Here is an 18112-nt window from a genome sequence, read left to right as displayed (position 1 = left end):
TCTGCCCCCTGTTCAGTAATTAAATCAATTCTTTTTCTACAAATTCCTCTGAAACGAGCAGCACCTCTTCAATGTCTTTTTCGGAGCGAATCACTGCACCATCCGGGAGCACCATCCCCTTAGGAACGATGGCATTTTCAATCACTACATGCTCCCCAATCGTCACATCCGGCATGATGACGGATGATTTGACAGTCGCATGCTTACCGACAGTCACACCTTGAAAAAGAACGGAGTGAGACACATTTCCATACACAACACAACCTTCGTTCACAAGCGAATCTTGAACATGTGCATCAGATGAAATAAATTGCGGGGGCTGATTTGGATTGACGGAGTAAATTTTCCATTTGCGTTCAAACAGCTTCAGCTCCGAGTCCTCTTTTAATAAATCCATATTGGCTTCCCACAAGCTCTGCACTGTTCCGACATCCTTCCAATATCCTTTGAACGGATAAGCGGAAAGCTTCTTTTTCTCCTTCAAAAGCAGAGGAATAATGTCCTTGCCGAAGTCGTGGCTAGAATAAGGGTTCTGATCGTCCATCTCAAGATACTGTTTCAAAAGCGGCCAATTGAAGATATAAATTCCCATTGAGGCAAGATTGCTCTTAGGGAACTTGGGCTTTTCATCAAATTGTGTGATCGTCCCATCTGGATTGGCCTTCATAATCCCGAACCGGCTTGCTTCCTCCCAGCCCACTTCGATGACAGAGATGGTCACATCTGCTTTCTTTTCAATGTGAAAGTCCAGCATTTTGCCGTAGTCCATTTTGTATATGTGATCCCCTGATAAAATCAGTACATACTCAGGATCATACTGATTCAAATAATTGAGATTTTCATAAATGGCGCTTGCCGTCCCTTTATACCATTTGACTTCTGATGACTCGGCATAAGGAGGTAAAACCGTCACTCCGCCATTATATCTATCAAGATCCCATGCACTGCCAATTCCAATATAGGAATTCAGCTCAAGCGGCTGATATTGTGTTAAAATCCCGACTGTGTCTATGCCTGAATTGGAACAGTTGCTTAGGGTGAAATCAATAATCCTGTATTTTCCCCCGAAAGATACAGCCGGTTTGGCCATATTTTTTGTCAATCCGCTGAGACGGCTGCCCTTCCCGCCGGCAAGGAGCATGGCTACACATTGTTTTTTCATCTTTTTATCTCTCCTCTTTTTTTAACCGCCCGTAAAATCGAGATGCCGTAAGGGGGGATGGTCATCGTGATATAACATGGTTTATGATGAAGAGCACCCTTTTTGGCCGCTAACGGCTTTTTATTGATTTGTCCTGAGCCTCCATATGTTTCACTGTCACTGTTCAGCACTTCGATGTATTGGGTCAAAAAAGGAACTCCAACATCATATTGATGATAGACCGCGGGTGTAAAATTACAAATGATGACAAGCGCCTCACCGTGCTTTTTGCCATAGCGAATAAAAGAAAAGATTGATTGTTCGTCATTATGGACATCAATCCATTCAAACGATTGTGCACGATGGTCATGTTCATAAAGGATTTTGCTTTTTTGATAAAAGCGGAGAAGATCTTGCGTAAAAACGCTGGCTTTCTGATGCATGGGGAAGGAGTCCAAAAACCAATCAAGCTGTTCTGTATCTTTCCATTCATCAAATTGGGCAAACTCTGATCCCATAAAGATCAATTTCTTTCCGGGATGCACTGTCATATAGCCCAGCAAAAGCCGATACTGGGCAAATTTCTGCCAGTAGTCGCCAGGCATTTTATTAAGAAGTGATTTTTTTCCGTATACGACTTCATCATGAGAAAACGGCAACACAAAATGTTCACTAAACGCATACAGTAATGAAAAAGAGATAAGCTGATGACAATGCCGCCTTTCTTCAGGCGGCGTCTCCATGTATTTCAGTACGTCATTCATCCATCCCATATTCCATTTATAATGAAAACCAAGCCCCCCTTCCTCAACGGCACCTGTCACTTGAGGCCATTCTGTAGAATCTTCCGCGATCATCATCACCTGTGGATATGCCTCTCTCATGGTTTGATTGAGTTTTTTTAAAAATTCAACAGCATATGGATTCGTGTGGCGTTCATCCTGATTTGGCCAATACAAGATATTAGCCACTGCATCAACCCTAAATCCATCTATATGATAGAATTCCGCCCAGTACAACGCATTCGAAATTAAAAAACTATGAACTTCTGGTTTTCCCAGGTCAAAATTTGCCGTGCCCCATAGCCAGTTCTCCCGATCTCGTTCTTCTTTGTATTCATAAAGCGGTTCTCCATCAAACATATAAAGGCCATGTGCATCTTTACAAAAATGTCCAGGAACCCAATCTAAAATGACTCCGATATTTTGTTGATGACATTCATCAACAAACCTCATCAGATCGTGCGGTGTGCCAAACCTGCTTGTCGGGCTGTAATACCCCGTTCCTTGGTAGCCCCAGGAACGATCATATGGATGCTCATACACCGGAAGCAGTTCAATATGGGTAAACCCATGCTCTTTGATATACGGAATAAGTGTCTGACTTAACTCTTTATAGGAGTAATGCCTGCCATCAGAATGCTTCTTCCAAGACCCGAGATGCAGTTCATAAATGAAAACAGGTTTCTCATACAGCGTCTTAGTCTTCTGTTTCTTTTGCCATCTTTGATCTTGCCAGCTGTACCCTTCCAAATCGTAAGTAAGTGACGCTGTGTTTGGTCTGACTTCTGAATAAATGGCGTATGGATCTGCCTTCAGCCTAATCTCACCGCAATTCGTCACGATTTCATATTTATATCGTTCCTTTTCTCCTAAACCCGGAATAAATAACGTCCAAATGCCATTATCATTCACTCTGTGCATCACATGCTGTTCTCCCGACCAGCTGTTAAAATCCCCAACCACTCGTACTTCCGACGCATGGGGCGCCCACACACAGAATTCATATCCGCTTGTGCCATTCAGCTCACGAAAATGCGAGCCAAACAGCTGATAGCTTTTAAACAGACTGCCTTCGTGAAAAAGATAAACATCATGTGCTGTAGGGCTGGCAGCGGCCATGTAATCATCCTTTCTGACATCATAGTTTTCATTTATAGTATTTATTCGAAGAAATAAAAAAAAGCCCTTTCCTGAAAGCGCTTATACTTATAGACAATTAACTTCATTTTCTGAAGAAAAACGAAATATATGGAGATTTTTGTTGCGTGTTTTAAAATAGAACGAAGCTTATGACATATCCATGATTGATAAAAATAAAAAAGCCTTGCAGGATATGCAAGGCTTTTGGATGACCCGTACGGGATTCGAACCCGTGTTACCGCCGTGAAAGGGCGGTGTCTTAACCGCTTGACCAACGGGCCGACAATTATAAATTTATATTTGTAATCATATGGCGGAGAAGGAGGGATTTGAACCCTCGCGCCGCTTACACGACCTACACCCTTAGCAGGGGCGCCTCTTCAGCCACTTGAGTACTTCTCCATATGGCTCCACAGGCAGGATTCGAACCTGCGACCGATCGGTTAACAGCCGATAGCTCTACCACTGAGCTACTGTGGAATATAAAAGTCATGGTGGGCCTGAATGGACTCGAACCATCGACCTCACGCTTATCAGGCGTGCGCTCTAACCAGCTGAGCTACAGGCCCATGACGATATAGAAATGGAGCGGGTGATGGGAATCGAACCCACGACATCAGCTTGGAAGGCTGAGGTTTTACCACTAAACTACACCCGCAATTTTTATTTGGGGCGATTGATGGGAATCGAACCCACGAATGCCAGAGCCACAATCTGGTGCGTTAACCACTTCGCCACAACCGCCAAAATATATATTGATAAAATGGTGGCTCGGGACGGAATCGAACCGCCGACACACGGATTTTCAGTCCGTTGCTCTACCAACTGAGCTACCGAGCCTAAGTATTTAAATGGCGGTCCGGACGGGACTCGAACCCGCGACCTCCTGCGTGACAGGCAGGCATTCTAACCAACTGAACTACCGGACCATTTTAAAATTTGGTTGCGGGGGCAGGATTTGAACCTGCGACCTTCGGGTTATGAGCCCGACGAGCTACCGAACTGCTCCACCCCGCGATGATTGGAAATATGTATGGCGGAGGAAGAGGGATTCGAACCCCCGCGGGCTTTGACACCCCTGTCGGTTTTCAAGACCGATCCCTTCAGCCAGACTTGGGTATTCCTCCGTATAGTGGTGGACCTTGTAGGACTCGAACCTACGACCGGACGGTTATGAGCCGTCTGCTCTAACCAACTGAGCTAAAGGTCCATTGGTAGCGGCGGAGGGGATCGAACCCCCGACCTCACGGGTATGAACCGTACGCTCTAGCCAGCTGAGCTACACCGCCAAATATTTTTTAGAAACCAAGTGGAGCCTAGCGGGATCGAACCGCTGACCTCCTGCGTGCAAAGCAGGCGCTCTCCCAGCTGAGCTAAGGCCCCAGGAATGGTCGGGAAGACAGGATTCGAACCTGCGACCCCATGGTCCCAAACCATGTGCTCTACCAAGCTGAGCTACTTCCCGATTTCATATAGATCATGGCGCGCCCGAGAGGAGTCGAACCCCTAACCTTTTGATCCGTAGTCAAACGCTCTATCCAATTGAGCTACGGGCGCAAAACTTAATGCCGAGGGCCGGACTTGAACCGGCACGGTAGTCACCTACCGCAGGATTTTAAGTCCTGTGTGTCTGCCAATTCCACCACCCCGGCGTGGATGGTATAGTTGGAGCGGAAGACGGGATTCGAACCCGCGACCCCCACCTTGGCAAGGTGGTGTTCTACCACTGAACTACTTCCGCAGAAATGGTGCGGATGAAGGGACTTGAACCCCCACGTCTGTAAAGACACTAGAGCCTGATTCTAGCGCGTCTGCCAATTCCGCCACATCCGCAACATGTAAATGGTGAGCCATGAAGGACTCGAACCTTCGACCCTCTGATTAAAAGTCAGATGCTCTACCAACTGAGCTAATGGCTCTTCTTACAAGAGACTTAAGTATTATATCATATAAAAGTGGTGCCGGCAAGAGGACTTGAACCCCCAACCTACTGATTACAAGTCAGTTGCTCTACCAATTGAGCTACACCGGCATATATGTAAACCGATATGTATAATAAAGAATGGTGGAGGATGACGGGCTCGAACCGCCGACCCTCTGCTTGTAAGGCAGATGCTCTCCCAGCTGAGCTAATCCTCCATAATTGCACTAACGTGCAATTGCTTGGCGGCGTCCTACTCTCACAGGGGGAAACCCCCGACTACCATCGGCGCTGAAGAGCTTAACTTCCGTGTTCGGTATGGGAACGGGTGTGACCTCTTCGCTATCGCCACCAAACAAATGCCTTCAGGATGAAGGTACTGGGCGTTTCTCACAGGATGTGAGAGCCCTTAGCGGAGTTTCCTTACCTTGTCCGCCTTTAGAGAGGTGTTCTCTCAAAACTAGATAACAGGTATGACATCATTCAAAATGTGGTTAAGTCCTCGATCGATTAGTATCTGTCAGCTCCATGTGTCGCCGCACTTCCACCTCAGACCTATCAACCTGATCATCTTTCAGGGATCTTACTTCCTTGCGGAATGGGAAATCTCATCTTGAGGGGGGCTTCATGCTTAGATGCTTTCAGCACTTATCCCGTCCGCACATAGCTACCCAGCGATGCCCTTGGCAGAACAACTGGTACACCAGCGGTGCGTCCATCCCGGTCCTCTCGTACTAAGGACAGCTCCTCTCAAATTTCCTGCGCCCGCGACGGATAGGGACCGAACTGTCTCACGACGTTCTGAACCCAGCTCGCGTACCGCTTTAATGGGCGAACAGCCCAACCCTTGGGACCGACTACAGCCCCAGGATGCGATGAGCCGACATCGAGGTGCCAAACCTCCCCGTCGATGTGGACTCTTGGGGGAGATAAGCCTGTTATCCCCGGGGTAGCTTTTATCCGTTGAGCGATGGCCCTTCCATGCGGAACCACCGGATCACTAAGCCCGACTTTCGTCCCTGCTCGACTTGTAGGTCTCGCAGTCAAGCTCCCTTGTGCCTTTACACTCTGCGAATGATTTCCAACCATTCTGAGGGAACCTTTGGGCGCCTCCGTTACCTTTTAGGAGGCGACCGCCCCAGTCAAACTGCCCACCTGACACTGTCTCCCCGCCCGATAAGGGCGGCGGGTTAGAAGGTCAATACAGCCAGGGTAGTATCCCACCGATGCCTCCACCGAAGCTGGCGCTCCGGTTTCCAAGGCTCCTACCTATCCTGTACAAGCTGTACCAACATTCAATATCAGGCTGCAGTAAAGCTCCACGGGGTCTTTCCGTCCTGTCGCGGGTAACCTGCATCTTCACAGGTACTATAATTTCACCGAGTCTCTCGTTGAGACAGTGCCCAGATCGTTGCGCCTTTCGTGCGGGTCGGAACTTACCCGACAAGGAATTTCGCTACCTTAGGACCGTTATAGTTACGGCCGCCGTTTACTGGGGCTTCAATTCGCACCTTCGCTTACGCTAAGCGCTCCTCTTAACCTTCCAGCACCGGGCAGGCGTCAGCCCCTATACTTCGCCTTACGGCTTCGCAGAGACCTGTGTTTTTGCTAAACAGTCGCCTGGGCCTATTCACTGCGGCTCTCTCGGGCTTGCACCCTAACAGAGCACCCCTTCTCCCGAAGTTACGGGGTCATTTTGCCGAGTTCCTTAACGAGAGTTCTCTCGATCACCTTAGGATTCTCTCCTCGCCTACCTGTGTCGGTTTGCGGTACGGGCACCTCTCACCTCGCTAGAGGCTTTTCTTGGCAGTGTGGAATCAGGAACTTCGCTACTATATTTCGCTCGCCATCACAGCTCAGCCTTATGGGAAACGGATTTGCCTATTTCCCAGCCTAACTGCTTGGACGCGGATATCCAATACCGCGCTTACCCTATCCTCCTGCGTCCCCCCATTGCTCAAATGGTGAGGAGGTGGTACAGGAATATCAACCTGTTGTCCATCGCCTACGCCTTTCGGCCTCGGCTTAGGTCCCGACTAACCCTGAGCGGACGAGCCTTCCTCAGGAAACCTTAGGCATTCGGTGGAGGGGATTCTCACCCCTCTTTCGCTACTCATACCGGCATTCTCACTTCTAAGCGCTCCACCAGTCCTTCCGGTCTGGCTTCACAGCCCTTAGAACGCTCTCCTACCACTGTTCGAAGAACAGTCCGCAGCTTCGGTGATACGTTTAGCCCCGGTACATTTTCGGCGCAGAGTCACTCGACCAGTGAGCTATTACGCACTCTTTAAATGGTGGCTGCTTCTAAGCCAACATCCTGGTTGTCTAAGCAACTCCACATCCTTTTCCACTTAACGTATACTTTGGGACCTTAGCTGGCGGTCTGGGCTGTTTCCCTTTCGACTACGGATCTTATCACTCGCAGTCTGACTCCCAAGGATAAGTCATTGGCATTCGGAGTTTGACTGAATTCGGTAACCCGGTAGGGGCCCCTAGTCCAATCAGTGCTCTACCTCCAAGACTCTTACCTTGAGGCTAGCCCTAAAGCTATTTCGGAGAGAACCAGCTATCTCCAGGTTCGATTGGCATTTCACCCCTACCCACACCTCATCCCCGCACTTTTCAACGTGCGTGGGTTCGGGCCTCCATTCAGTGTTACCTGAACTTCACCCTGGACATGGGTAGATCACCTGGTTTCGGGTCTACGACCACGTACTCATGCGCCCTATTCAGACTCGCTTTCGCTGCGGCTCCGCATCTTCTGCTTAACCTTGCACGGGATCGTAACTCGCCGGTTCATTCTACAAAAGGCACGCCATCACCCGTTAACGGGCTCTGACTACTTGTAGGCACACGGTTTCAGGATCTCTTTCACTCCCCTTCCGGGGTGCTTTTCACCTTTCCCTCACGGTACTGGTTCACTATCGGTCACTAGGGAGTATTTAGCCTTGGGAGATGGTCCTCCCGGATTCCGACGGAATTTCACGTGTTCCGCCGTACTCAGGATCCACTCAGGAGAGAACGAAGTTTTGACTACAGGGCTGTTACCTCCTATGGCGGGCCTTTCCAGACCTCTTCATCTACCTCGTTCCTTTGTAACTCCGTACAGAGTGTCCTACAACCCCAAGAGGCAAGCCTCTTGGTTTGGGCTAATCCCGTTTCGCTCGCCGCTACTCAGGGAATCGCATTTGCTTTCTCTTCCTCCGGGTACTTAGATGTTTCAGTTCCCCGGGTCTGCCTTCTCATATCCTATGAATTCAGATATGGATACCACTCCATTACGAGTGGTGGGTTTCCCCATTCGGAAATCTCCGGATCAAAGCTTGCTTACAGCTCCCCGAAGCATATCGGTGTTCGTCCCGTCCTTCATCGGCTCCTAGTGCCAAGGCATCCACCGTGCGCCCTTTCTAACTTAACCGTTAAAAAGAATCACTATGTGATATCTTGTATTACTAATTGAATGTGATGTCTACTGTTATCTAGTTTTCAAAGAACACGTTTCGAAGGAATGATCCTTCAAAACTAAACAAGACAGGGAACGTTCTGTTTATAAGACCCAAGGTCTTATATTCCGTAAATATCCTTAGAAAGGAGGTGATCCAGCCGCACCTTCCGATACGGCTACCTTGTTACGACTTCACCCCAATCATCTGTCCCACCTTCGGCGGCTGGCTCCTAAAAGGTTACCTCACCGACTTCGGGTGTTACAAACTCTCGTGGTGTGACGGGCGGTGTGTACAAGGCCCGGGAACGTATTCACCGCGGCATGCTGATCCGCGATTACTAGCGATTCCAGCTTCACGCAGTCGAGTTGCAGACTGCGATCCGAACTGAGAACAGATTTGTGGGATTGGCTTAACCTCGCGGTTTCGCTGCCCTTTGTTCTGTCCATTGTAGCACGTGTGTAGCCCAGGTCATAAGGGGCATGATGATTTGACGTCATCCCCACCTTCCTCCGGTTTGTCATAAGCAGTCACCTTAGAGTGCCCAACTGAATGCTGGCAACTAAGATCAAGGGTTGCGCTCGTTGCGGGACTTAACCCAACATCTCACGACACGAGCTGACGACAACCATGCACCACCTGTCACTCTGCCCCCGAAGGGGACGTCCTATCTCTAGGATTGTCAGAGGATGTCAAGACCTGGTAAGGTTCTTCGCGTTGCTTCGAATTAAACCACATGCTCCACCGCTTGTGCGGGCCCCCGTCAATTCCTTTGAGTTTCAGTCTTGCGACCGTACTCCCCAGGCGGAGTGCTTAATGCGTTAGCTGCAGCACTAAGGGGCGGAAACCCCCTAACACTTAGCACTCATCGTTTACGGCGTGGACTACCAGGGTATCTAATCCTGTTCGCTCCCCACGCTTTCGCTCCTCAGCGTCAGTTACAGACCAGAGAGTCGCCTTCGCCACTGGTGTTCCTCCACATCTCTACGCATTTCACCGCTACACGTGGAATTCCACTCTCCTCTTCTGCACTCAAGTTCCCCAGTTTCCAATGACCCTCCCCGGTTGAGCCGGGGGCTTTCACATCAGACTTAAGAAACCGCCTGCGAGCCCTTTACGCCCAATAATTCCGGACAACGCTTGCCACCTACGTATTACCGCGGCTGCTGGCACGTAGTTAGCCGTGGCTTTCTGGTTAGGTACCGTCAAGGTACCGCCCTATTCGAACGGTACTTGTTCTTCCCTAACAACAGAGCTTTACGATCCGAAAACCTTCATCACTCACGCGGCGTTGCTCCGTCAGACTTTCGTCCATTGCGGAAGATTCCCTACTGCTGCCTCCCGTAGGAGTCTGGGCCGTGTCTCAGTCCCAGTGTGGCCGATCACCCTCTCAGGTCGGCTACGCATCGTTGCCTTGGTGAGCCATTACCTCACCAACTAGCTAATGCGCCGCGGGTCCATCTGTAAGTGGTAGCCGAAGCCACCTTTTATGTTTGAACCATGCGGTTCAAACAAGCATCCGGTATTAGCCCCGGTTTCCCGGAGTTATCCCAGTCTTACAGGCAGGTTACCCACGTGTTACTCACCCGTCCGCCGCTAACATCAGGGAGCAAGCTCCCATCTGTCCGCTCGACTTGCATGTATTAGGCACGCCGCCAGCGTTCGTCCTGAGCCAGGATCAAACTCTCCGATAAGTGGATCACAGGTTAAGTTCACCGCATCCTGCGGCGACACCTGTGTGACCTGCATCGTGCAGGCCCTAGTTTGACTGACTACGCACATCGCTGTGCGATTTATAAAAATGAATTAACAGGTACGTTTTGTCTTGTTTAGTTTTCAAAGATCATTTCGTCACTTCTTAATGAAGCAGCTTTACTAATATAACATTCAGCTTCTTTTTTGTCAACAACTTTTTTGCGTTATTGTTGAAGCTTTTTGTTTGTGTCCGCTGTGCATCAGCGACGTTTAATAATATAACACCTGTGTTTATTTATTGCAATAGTTTTTTTAAAAAATCTATAAAACAAATAAACTATAATCCTCGCCATGATTTCTAAAGCGTGTGTATCATATAATTTTCTTAAAAGAACATATATATCAGTCATGCGATCTTGTTGTTTTTTTCGTTTTCTTGTATAGTAGAAACGAACTAAATACTGATGACCACAAGGGGAGCATTAAAGCTGAGAGTGAGCGGTTTCGTTCTGACCCTTTGAACCTGTTAGTTAACGCTGGCGTAGGGATGTGGCAAAGTCAAATGAATTGCAGATCGTAAAGCAGTGCGTGGAACTTTTCTCATCCTTCCGCGTGCTGCTTTTTTGTTGTCCTTTTGGTTGTCTGTCAATGGAAGGAGATAGATATGAATCAATCTAAGCAACTGGTTCGCCTTATTGAAATTGCCATTATGACAGCGGCAGCCGTTATTTTAGACATTGTCTCGGGAATGTTTCTTAGCATGCCTCAAGGAGGCTCGGTCTCCATCATGATGATTCCGATCTTTTTGATTTCGTTTCGCTGGGGTGTCAAAGCGGGCCTTACTACCGGTTTGTTGACAGGCCTCGTACAAATAGCGATCGGAAACCTATTTGCACAACATCCTGTACAGCTATTGTTGGATTACATTGTTGCGTTCGCAGCAATCGGCATAAGCGGCTGTTTCGCTTTTTCTGTCCGTAAAGCCGCTGTAGCAAAAACAAAAGGGAAATTGATTGTTACAGTGGTCAGCGCAGTTTTTATCGGCAGTTTCCTGCGCTATGCCGCGCATGTCATTTCAGGAGCTGTGTTTTTCGGCAGCTTCGCTCCAAAAGGAACGCCGGTATGGATTTATTCTTTAACTTATAATGCGACTTATATGGTTCCTTCATTCATTATTTGCGCCATTGTCCTATGTTTATTATTTATGACAGCACCACGTTTACTCAAAGCTGACAAAGCTTAAAAGTGACAATCCCCCAGCGAATTCCGCTGGGGGATTTTTGTTATCTGTTAAGGAGTGTTTTTAAAGCAGAAAGATCCGGCCAGCCAAGGCCCGCTTCTTTCAGCCTTACTCCGGCAATTTCAAAGCTGTCCTCCGATACTCTTTCAGGAGAATAGGACTGATAAAATATAATCGAGGGGTTCTGCTCAATGACCCAAACAAACATGCTCGAAAAGCCATGTTGAAGCAAAAACTCTGCTCCTTTTGTTAAGAGCGCCCTCCCTGCACCTTGCCGCTGGTGCTCTTCCAGAAGGTAAATAGCATATAGCTCGCCGTCATAGCCTTCTTGTTCAGAGCGAATAGGTCCAAATGAAGCAAAGCCGAATACTGAACCCTTTTCATCCTGGGCAACAAATACTCCCTTTAACGAGCGGCTTTTCCATTTGTCTTCAAATTCCTTATAGTTCAGGCTGTTTAAATAATCAGCCGGGATAATTTCGTGGTATGTTGTCCTCCAACTGTCTACATGCACCTTTGCAATGTCCTTTATATCATCTAACCTCGCTTCACGTACAGTTACCATCCGGTTATGTCCTTTCCTTACTCTGATTTTTGGACCGTTTTGGCTTCTTTGATTTCATTTGTTAATTCATTAATGCTTTGTTTTACGTTTCCTTTTCCTGAAAAGTTCTCAATCATTTCTTTTACGTCAATTCCTGAGGATGCTTTTAAACTTTCTTGCAGACTTGACATTAGGTTCGTCGCATAGCTGGTTACTTTGTTTGCGCCGCTTGATTCACCGCTTCCTCCTGTATCTACAACGGTGATTTTATCAATATTTGAAAGAGGAGCCGCTGCTTGTTTCGCGTATTCCGGAAGCATTTTGACGATCATATCGAAAATCGCCGCCTGCCCGTACTGTTCAAAGGCAGCCGCAATTTTCTCTTTTGCTTCCGCTTCCGCAAGACCTTTCAGGCGGATAACCTCAGCCTCTGTTTCTCCTTTTGCCTTTTCAGCTTCTGCTTTGGCTAGCCCGTCAATTCTTACTTTTTCCGCCTCAGCCTTTGCCATTGCTTCTATACTGTACTTCTTGGCATCGGCTTCCGCTAGCTGTTTGGCTTTCTCAGCTGCTGCGGACTGCTCAACAGAATAACGGTCTGCATCGGCTTTTTTCTTCACCTCTGAGTCGTATTGACGTTCACGGCGAAGAATTTCTTTTTCTTCTAGTTCTATTTGCTTTTGGCGTTCGATAATTTTAACCTGCATTTCCTGTTCTGTGACTTGCTGGCGCGCTCTGGCTGTCTCTAAATCATATGCTTGGTCAGCATTCGCTTTTGCCGTATCTTGGTCTCTGCGGAATTCAGCCATTTTGAGCTGATTGATTTTTTCAGCTTCAGCGATTTCCGTCGCCCGTTCAAGTTCAGATTTCTTTGCATCTTTATCGGCTTCTGCCCGCTTAATCCGGGTTTCTTTATCAGCCTCTGCTGTTGCGATATCAGCATCGCGTTTTACTTGGGCAATTCTCGGTTTCCCTAATGATTCAAGATAACCGTTTTTATCACGTACATCTTTAATGGTAAACGAGACGATTACAAGCCCCATTTTCGCGAGATCCTGTGAAGCGACACGCTGCACCTCTTGAGAGAATTTTTCTCTGTTTTTATAGATTTCTTCTACTGTCATTGAGCCGAGAATGGAACGAAGGTGGCCTTCTAAAACCTCTCGCGCTTCCTGCTCACGATCGTCTTTTGATTTCCCTAAAAATTGTTCAGCTGCTGTAGCTATTTCGCCTATAGAACCGCCGATTTTAATAATCGCAGTTCCATCGGCCATTACAGGCACTCCTTGCTCTGTATAGACTTCAGGTGTCGAAACATCAAGTTTGCTTGATAGTAAGCTTAGCGGCTCTGCCTGCTGGAAGACGGGAAAGACAAAGGTTCCTCCGCCGCGGACGATTTTGAGACGGTTGCCGCCTTCGTCGACATGAACATTTTTATTGCCCAGATAACTCCCCGTTACGATTAACGCTTCATCAGGCCCTGCTGTACGATACTTTGTAATAAACACAGCTATTAGTGCAATTAATAAAAAGAATACAACTCCGATGATCATTATAATCGGCATTGTCATATCAAATTCCTCCTTGTGTTTTAAATGGATTCATGCGGAGTAACAGAAAGAACTCCACTGCTAATATCTACGACCAACACTGTTGTCCCGTAACTGATCTGCTGATTATCAAAACTGACCGCTGACTTTGAAATGGTGCCGCCTATTCCTTCAATGACCACTTCGCCAAACCCGTCAACTGGAACAGCTGTAATGACTTTACCGACTCTCCCTTTTAGATCATCTTCTCTATATGCCAATGATTCTTCCGCGGATGATAATGGAACCAGCACAAAGATATGAAGCAATATCACCAGCATGATTGAAAGGATGCAAGATAAAAGCGCAATCAGCAAGCTTGACAGCGGCAATACGAGCTCGCCTATATATCCTCCTGCTGAAAAACATGTGAAAAATGAGAGCACTAATGTCGGATTTAGAAACGGAATACCTTCCGACAGTCCTGCAAATACATCTCCGAAAAACAGAAATAACAGCGTAAGACTGCCGGCAATCATAAGCGTATAAAGATAAATCGTTTGTATAGGTACACCAAATAACTCCAATTCCCTCATCCTTTCTTCATCAATGCATTGATGAACGGCTGCCGTTACCATTTATACGAGACAACGCAGGAAAGGTTTCAAAATTTTAAGACAAATAACCCATTTTGAAGTGCTTTATAAATGATAATTGCTTATATATATGGTAATGTCATTTTAGGAGGAGATATGATGAGTATCTTTAATGAAGCCAGATTAGAAACGTGGAACGAATTGAAAGGACTTTCTGACGAAAAGCTGAACCAAAAGCCTTCTACTGATGAATGGAGTATACGGGAAGTTCTTGACCATTTGAAAAAAATCGATATAACAGCACAAAAAATGCTGAAGGAACGTGTAAAGGACGCTCCGATCAAAGAAATTGAAGAAAAACCGCTTGAGGTGGCACAGAACAGAAATAATAAACGGAAAGCTCCGAGTCATCTTGAGCCTGCGCATGATTTTATTTCAGGCAGCCAAATGAAACGCGAGCTTGATGTGGTAAGAGAGCAGCTGACAGCCACGATCGCCTCTCTGAAAGAAGAAGATTTTGAAAGAGTGCTTCCGCATCCTGTGTTTCAAGAGCTGACTGTCAGACAGTGGATCGATTTTATCGGCCATCATGAAAAACGGCACCTCAGCCAAATGAAAGAAATTAAAGAAAAGATAGAAAGGGCCTGATTTGATCAGACCCTTTCTGCTTTTCGTTTAACTTTTCGCTGATAGGAATGAACTTCTATTTCATCACCTGCGTAAACAGCTCCGGGTCTTTCAACAATGCACACAATCCCTCTTATGCCCAGTGCGTGACGGACAAAAGCCGGCGCCAGCTTCGGTTGCTCCGGATAATAAGACTGAATGACTTCTCCCGGCTGAATGCACGGATCATTTTCGCCCTCGCACAGCAGAGCGGCTCCGCTCGGAAAAATAATCCGGCTTCCTTCTTTTAATGTAGTAAGATCTGGCATACCGCTAACTGCCACATTCGCCCCGAGCCATTCCGGCAAAATCCTCGGCACTCCCATTTTTAAAGCGATTTCGTTGCATTCCTCTATAGAAACAATTGAAATTTGTCTTCGGTTGAAAATTTCAGTCCCTCTTGAAAACATTGGTTCTCTGGCTCCCGCTTTTTTGGTCAGGCCAAAATGCAAGTCTCCAGGGATGCCGCCATAATCAAAATCAAGCTTGTCCATTTGCTTTGTTACGAAGCTTTCTGTATCTGCGATATATAAGCCTTCCGCTTTTGCGGTCATACGCTTCCACATCAGCTGGCACCTTCCTTCTCATATAAAATTTCCACCTATGCTTCATTATCCCAAAAAATCCCGCTCTGTAAAGGAGCGGGATTTTGATTATACCGTTTTAGGCGTAAGGTTAAAGCAGCGCTTGTAGATCCAGTTGTATGCTTTTTCATTTAAATCTCTAGGATTTCCGAAGGTTTGCGGGTCTTTCATTGCTTCTTTAGACAAGCGTTCGATCATGTCAGGTGACACTCCCTGCTCTTCTAAAGTCGGCACTTCTAATTCTTTGACCAGATCATACATCCAATTGACAGATGCTTTCGCAGCTTCTTCTGTTGTCATCTTGCTTGTATCGATACCGAAGGCTTTCGCAATCCGTGCAAACTTCTCAGGATAGCCCTTCCAGTTGTATTCCATGACAGGACCCATCATCGCCGCCACGCATTGGCCGTGAGCGACTGGGATAATCCCGCCAAGCGTTTGGCTCATCGCGTGAGCCGCGCCAGCTGATTCACTGCCGTAAGAAAGACCGGCAAGCATTGCAGCCTGCGCCATTCCGTATCTTGCTTCCAGATCCTCTCCGTCAGCAAATGCCCTTTTAATGTAATGAGCGGCATATTCAATTGCCATTAAGGCAACTGCATCCGTAATTGGCTGCGCAAACTTCATTGTATAGCACTCAATGGCATGAGCAAGCGCATCAATTCCCGTCATGGCTGTTACATGCGGAGGCATTGAAACATGAAGCTCAGGATCAATGATGGTCAAGTGCGCTGCAATCAGCGGACCGCCCGTGTTGAATTTGAATTCTCTTTCTTCATCTGTGATCACCGCCCATTGCGTTACTTCTGATCCTGTTCCAGCCGTAGTGGGAATTGTCGTCAGTGGAGGAATGCGGTTTTCCAGCGGTTTTTTCCCATCTGCTGCTTCATAATCAAGCACGCTTCCTTCGTGAGTTGCTTCTACTCCGATTGCTTTTGCTGTATCCATGGAGCTTCCGCCTCCAACTGCCACCAAGCCATTACAGTTCTCTTTTTTGTAAAGCTCAGATCCTTCATTCACCAGACGGACAGGCGGGTTTGGCTCCACTTTATTAAAGAGCACCACTTCAATGCCTGCTTCTTTAAGTGATTCGATAACAGGATCAGCTACGCCCGCTTTATAAATCCCTGGGTCTGTGACAAGGAGCGCTTTTGAAACGCCTAGTGCCGCTACTTCCTCCCCCGTATGCTTGATGGCTCCGATTCCGTGCTTAATGACAGTCGGAATTTCAAATGTGTGGAATTTCTGCATACTTTCTACCTTCATATTTAATGTCATCATCAATCTCCCCCTCTTATGAATTGAACCAATTAACCGCTGCTGGTTTTGTATTGCGATATACGTGCTTGACTTCTGTGTATTCTTCAAGGCCTATTTTTCCAAGCTCGCGTCCGAACCCGGATTGCTTATAGCCGCCCCATGGCGCCTGTGCAAAGTACGGATGAAAATCGTTGATCCAAACGGTTCCCATTCTCAAACGGGCTGCTACCCGTTCACATTTTTCAATATCTTTTGACCATACCGCTCCGGCCAAGCCGTAGATGGTATCATTCGCAAGCTCAATTACCTCTTCTTCAGAGCTAAAGGTTTCGACTGTCAAAACAGGACCGAAAACCTCTTCCTGAACGATTCTCATGTCAGATTTACAGTTTGAAAAAATAGTAGGTTCATAGAAAAAGCCATTTTGAAGCGCTGGGTCTTCCGGGCGTTTGCCTCCTGTCTCCAGCTTCGCGCCTTCTTCTATTCCGATTTCTACATATTTTTCTACCTTTGCCCTGTGCTCCGCCGAAATAAGCGGACCGCTTTCTGTCTCTGCGTGAAAACCGTTTCCGAGTTTTATGCGTTTTGCCCGTTTGACCAGCTCCGCCAAAAATTGATCATGAATGGCGTCCTCAACAAGCAAGCGGGAGCCTGCAGAGCATACTTGGCCAGCGTGGAAAAATACAGCGTTTAATGCCTGATCAACCGCAACTTCTAAATCCGCGTCCTTGAAAACGATATTTGGGTTTTTCCCGCCAAGCTCAAGGGCGATTTTTTTGACATTTCCGCTTGCCGCCCGCATGATTTTTTTGCCTGTTTCGATTCCGCCTGTAAACGAAATCAAATCGACGTCTTTGTTTGCGGCAAGCTCATCGCCCACTGTAGCTCCCGGTCCAAGGACAAGGTTCGCGACACCTTTTGGTACGCCGGCTTCTTCCATCAGCTTAAAGACTTTGATTGTCGTCAGCGGCGTAATCTCACTCGGCTTCATGACGATTGTGTTTCCTGCAGCCAGTGCAGGTGCGATTTTCCAGCTCGCTTGAAGAAGCGGATAATTCCATGGAGTGATCTGGCCGCAAACCCCGATCGGCTCCCTAATGATTTTGCTTTCTGAATCAGGAATCGGAGATGAAATGATTTCTCCGCCATCTTTGTCAGCCAAGCCGGCGTAATATTGAAAAACATTGGCGATATCGTCCATATCGGCTTTGCTTTCTTCGAGTGTTTTTCCTGTATCAAGAGATTCAAGCTCTGCCAGCTCCTCGAGATCGCGTCTGATTAATTCCGCAATTTTCAGAACAATCTTCCCGCGTTCAAGCCCGGATAATGAAGACCATTCTCCTTTGTCAAATGCTCTGCGCGCGGCTGCGATTGCCTTGATGGCGTCCTCTCGCCCTCCCTCGCTTACAGTTGCAATTTCTTCTTGATTAAATGGATTGATAATGCTCCGGATCTGTCCTTTTTCGGCACTGATCCATTCTCCGTCAATGTAAAATGTTTGACTCATATAAGCCTCCTTGACGTAAATAAAGTTTGTTAAATAAAAATTTAATGTTTTTAACAACCTTAATCTA

Annotated in this window: 10 protein-coding genes, 21 tRNA genes, 3 rRNA genes and 1 riboswitch; of the genes, 2 read left to right on the top strand and 32 right to left on the bottom strand. The window is 47.2% G+C overall.

What is annotated here, in order from left to right:
* Positions 1 to 19 precede the first annotated feature (19 nt).
* From QA442_RS06410 to QA442_RS06285, 26 genes are all read right to left on the bottom strand, one after another.
* Positions 20 to 1162 (bottom strand): glucose-1-phosphate adenylyltransferase, encoded by a 1143-nt coding sequence (locus QA442_RS06410; RefSeq protein WP_069840203.1) that lies wholly within the window; start codon positions 1160 to 1162, stop codon positions 20 to 22.
* Complete coding sequence (glgB, locus tag QA442_RS06405; RefSeq protein ID WP_095432504.1) at positions 1159 to 3042, bottom strand: 1,4-alpha-glucan branching enzyme; 1884 nt, start codon at positions 3040 to 3042, stop codon at positions 1159 to 1161. Before glgB ends, QA442_RS06410 begins: the two co-directional genes overlap by 4 nt.
* Positions 3043 to 3272: 230 nt before the next feature.
* Positions 3273 to 3344, bottom strand: a tRNA-Glu gene (locus tag QA442_RS06400).
* A gap of 30 nt (positions 3345 to 3374) precedes the next feature.
* Positions 3375 to 3465: transfer RNA gene (locus QA442_RS06395), tRNA-Ser, on the bottom strand.
* 3 nt (positions 3466 to 3468) lie between these two features.
* Positions 3469 to 3543: transfer RNA gene (locus QA442_RS06390), tRNA-Asn, on the bottom strand.
* Positions 3544 to 3555: 12 nt separating this feature from the next.
* Positions 3556 to 3632, bottom strand: a tRNA-Ile gene (locus QA442_RS06385).
* A gap of 15 nt (positions 3633 to 3647) precedes the next feature.
* A tRNA-Gly gene (locus tag QA442_RS06380) sits at positions 3648 to 3721 on the bottom strand.
* 10 nt (positions 3722 to 3731) lie between these two features.
* Positions 3732 to 3807 (bottom strand) — tRNA-His (locus QA442_RS06375).
* 20 nt (positions 3808 to 3827) lie between these two features.
* A tRNA-Phe gene (locus QA442_RS06370) sits at positions 3828 to 3903 on the bottom strand.
* 12 nt (positions 3904 to 3915) lie between these two features.
* Positions 3916 to 3992 (bottom strand) — tRNA-Asp (locus QA442_RS06365).
* 11 nt (positions 3993 to 4003) lie between these two features.
* Positions 4004 to 4080, bottom strand: a tRNA-Met gene (locus QA442_RS06360).
* Positions 4081 to 4097: 17 nt separating this feature from the next.
* Positions 4098 to 4190: transfer RNA gene (locus tag QA442_RS06355), tRNA-Ser, on the bottom strand.
* Positions 4191 to 4196: 6 nt separating this feature from the next.
* Positions 4197 to 4273: transfer RNA gene (locus QA442_RS06350), tRNA-Ile, on the bottom strand.
* Between the two features lie 2 nt (positions 4274 to 4275).
* Positions 4276 to 4352, bottom strand: a tRNA-Met gene (locus QA442_RS06345).
* A gap of 21 nt (positions 4353 to 4373) precedes the next feature.
* A tRNA-Ala gene (locus QA442_RS06340) sits at positions 4374 to 4446 on the bottom strand.
* A gap of 5 nt (positions 4447 to 4451) precedes the next feature.
* Positions 4452 to 4528: transfer RNA gene (locus tag QA442_RS06335), tRNA-Pro, on the bottom strand.
* Between the two features lie 15 nt (positions 4529 to 4543).
* Positions 4544 to 4620, bottom strand: a tRNA-Arg gene (locus tag QA442_RS06330).
* A 9-nt stretch (positions 4621 to 4629) separates the two neighbouring features.
* Positions 4630 to 4715, bottom strand: a tRNA-Leu gene (locus QA442_RS06325).
* A gap of 14 nt (positions 4716 to 4729) precedes the next feature.
* Positions 4730 to 4804: transfer RNA gene (locus tag QA442_RS06320), tRNA-Gly, on the bottom strand.
* 5 nt (positions 4805 to 4809) lie between these two features.
* Positions 4810 to 4896 (bottom strand) — tRNA-Leu (locus tag QA442_RS06315).
* A 10-nt stretch (positions 4897 to 4906) separates the two neighbouring features.
* Positions 4907 to 4982, bottom strand: a tRNA-Lys gene (locus QA442_RS06310).
* 37 nt (positions 4983 to 5019) lie between these two features.
* Positions 5020 to 5095, bottom strand: a tRNA-Thr gene (locus tag QA442_RS06305).
* Between the two features lie 31 nt (positions 5096 to 5126).
* Positions 5127 to 5202, bottom strand: a tRNA-Val gene (locus QA442_RS06300).
* A 22-nt stretch (positions 5203 to 5224) separates the two neighbouring features.
* Positions 5225 to 5340, bottom strand: a 5S ribosomal RNA gene (gene rrf / locus QA442_RS06295).
* 134 nt (positions 5341 to 5474) lie between these two features.
* A 23S ribosomal RNA gene (locus QA442_RS06290) occupies positions 5475 to 8402 on the bottom strand.
* 169 nt (positions 8403 to 8571) lie between these two features.
* Positions 8572 to 10121, bottom strand: a 16S ribosomal RNA gene (locus QA442_RS06285).
* The 16S, 23S and 5S rRNA genes sit together here with 21 tRNA genes alongside, the layout of an rRNA operon.
* Before the next feature lie 464 nt (positions 10122 to 10585).
* Positions 10586 to 10687, top strand: a riboswitch (TPP riboswitch).
* 99 nt (positions 10688 to 10786) lie between these two features.
* Here QA442_RS06285 and thiT point away from each other — a divergent pair.
* Positions 10787 to 11365 (top strand): energy-coupled thiamine transporter ThiT, encoded by a 579-nt coding sequence (gene thiT, locus QA442_RS06280; protein WP_095431770.1) that lies wholly within the window; start codon positions 10787 to 10789, stop codon positions 11363 to 11365.
* Between the two features lie 40 nt (positions 11366 to 11405).
* Here the strand turns inward: thiT and QA442_RS06275 are convergent, their stop codons facing one another.
* Genes QA442_RS06275 through QA442_RS06265 form a run of 3 tightly spaced genes read right to left on the bottom strand, consistent with a single transcriptional unit; the run spans position 11406 to position 14019 of the window.
* Positions 11406 to 11927, bottom strand: coding sequence for a GNAT family N-acetyltransferase (locus QA442_RS06275; RefSeq protein ID WP_071582515.1), 522 nt, complete (start codon positions 11925 to 11927; stop codon positions 11406 to 11408).
* 17 nt (positions 11928 to 11944) lie between these two features.
* On the bottom strand, positions 11945 to 13474 hold the full coding sequence (gene floT, locus QA442_RS06270) for a flotillin lipid rafts scaffold protein FloT (protein ID WP_095431771.1): 1530 nt from the start codon (positions 13472 to 13474) through the stop codon (positions 11945 to 11947).
* A gap of 20 nt (positions 13475 to 13494) precedes the next feature.
* Positions 13495 to 14019: an NfeD family protein gene (locus QA442_RS06265; protein ID WP_095431772.1), complete on the bottom strand. Its 525-nt coding sequence runs from the start codon at positions 14017 to 14019 to the stop codon at positions 13495 to 13497.
* Between the two features lie 168 nt (positions 14020 to 14187).
* On the opposite strand from QA442_RS06265, the gene QA442_RS06260 reads away from it, so the two are divergent.
* Positions 14188 to 14676 carry a DinB family protein gene (locus QA442_RS06260; RefSeq protein ID WP_095431773.1) on the top strand — a complete coding sequence of 163 codons (489 nt, stop codon included), beginning with the start codon at positions 14188 to 14190 and terminating at the stop codon, positions 14674 to 14676.
* A 5-nt stretch (positions 14677 to 14681) separates the two neighbouring features.
* Here the strand turns inward: QA442_RS06260 and QA442_RS06255 are convergent, their stop codons facing one another.
* The 3 genes from QA442_RS06255 to betB all read right to left on the bottom strand — a co-directional run bounded on the left by QA442_RS06255 (position 14682) and on the right by betB (position 18045).
* Positions 14682 to 15260, bottom strand: a complete 579-nt coding sequence (locus QA442_RS06255; RefSeq protein ID WP_095431774.1) for an MOSC domain-containing protein — start codon at positions 15258 to 15260, stop codon at positions 14682 to 14684.
* Between the two features lie 87 nt (positions 15261 to 15347).
* Positions 15348 to 16556, bottom strand: coding sequence for a choline dehydrogenase (gene gbsB, locus QA442_RS06250; protein WP_040082527.1), 1209 nt, complete (start codon positions 16554 to 16556; stop codon positions 15348 to 15350).
* A 16-nt stretch (positions 16557 to 16572) separates the two neighbouring features.
* Positions 16573 to 18045 carry a betaine-aldehyde dehydrogenase gene (betB, locus tag QA442_RS06245; protein WP_069840211.1) on the bottom strand — a complete coding sequence of 491 codons (1473 nt, stop codon included), beginning with the start codon at positions 18043 to 18045 and terminating at the stop codon, positions 16573 to 16575.
* Positions 18046 to 18112: the final 67 nt, after the last annotated feature.

Source organism: Bacillus stercoris, from assembly GCF_029772985.1.
Taxonomy (GTDB): Bacteria; Bacillota; Bacilli; order Bacillales; family Bacillaceae; genus Bacillus; species Bacillus stercoris.
This window is presented reverse-complemented; position numbering and strand designations above follow the sequence as displayed.

Excerpts from the sequence above, each read along its gene's own strand:
- thiT (WP_095431770.1), top strand. The coding sequence starts at position 10,787 with ATGAATCAATCTAAGCAACTGGTTCGCCTTATTGAAATTGCCATTATG.
- QA442_RS06275 (WP_071582515.1), bottom strand. The coding sequence starts at position 11,927 with ATGGTAACTGTACGTGAAGCGAGGTTAGATGATATAAAGGACATTGCA.
- glgB (WP_095432504.1), bottom strand. The coding sequence starts at position 3,042 with ATGGCCGCTGCCAGCCCTACAGCACATGATGTTTATCTTTTTCACGAA.
- QA442_RS06260 (WP_095431773.1), top strand. The coding sequence starts at position 14,188 with ATGAGTATCTTTAATGAAGCCAGATTAGAAACGTGGAACGAATTGAAA.
- QA442_RS06255 (WP_095431774.1), bottom strand. The coding sequence starts at position 15,260 with ATGTGGAAGCGTATGACCGCAAAAGCGGAAGGCTTATATATCGCAGAT.
- gbsB (WP_040082527.1), bottom strand. The coding sequence starts at position 16,556 with ATGACATTAAATATGAAGGTAGAAAGTATGCAGAAATTCCACACATTT.
- floT (WP_095431771.1), bottom strand. The coding sequence starts at position 13,474 with ATGACAATGCCGATTATAATGATCATCGGAGTTGTATTCTTTTTATTA.
- QA442_RS06410 (WP_069840203.1), bottom strand. The coding sequence starts at position 1,162 with ATGAAAAAACAATGTGTAGCCATGCTCCTTGCCGGCGGGAAGGGCAGC.
- betB (WP_069840211.1), bottom strand. The coding sequence starts at position 18,045 with ATGAGTCAAACATTTTACATTGACGGAGAATGGATCAGTGCCGAAAAA.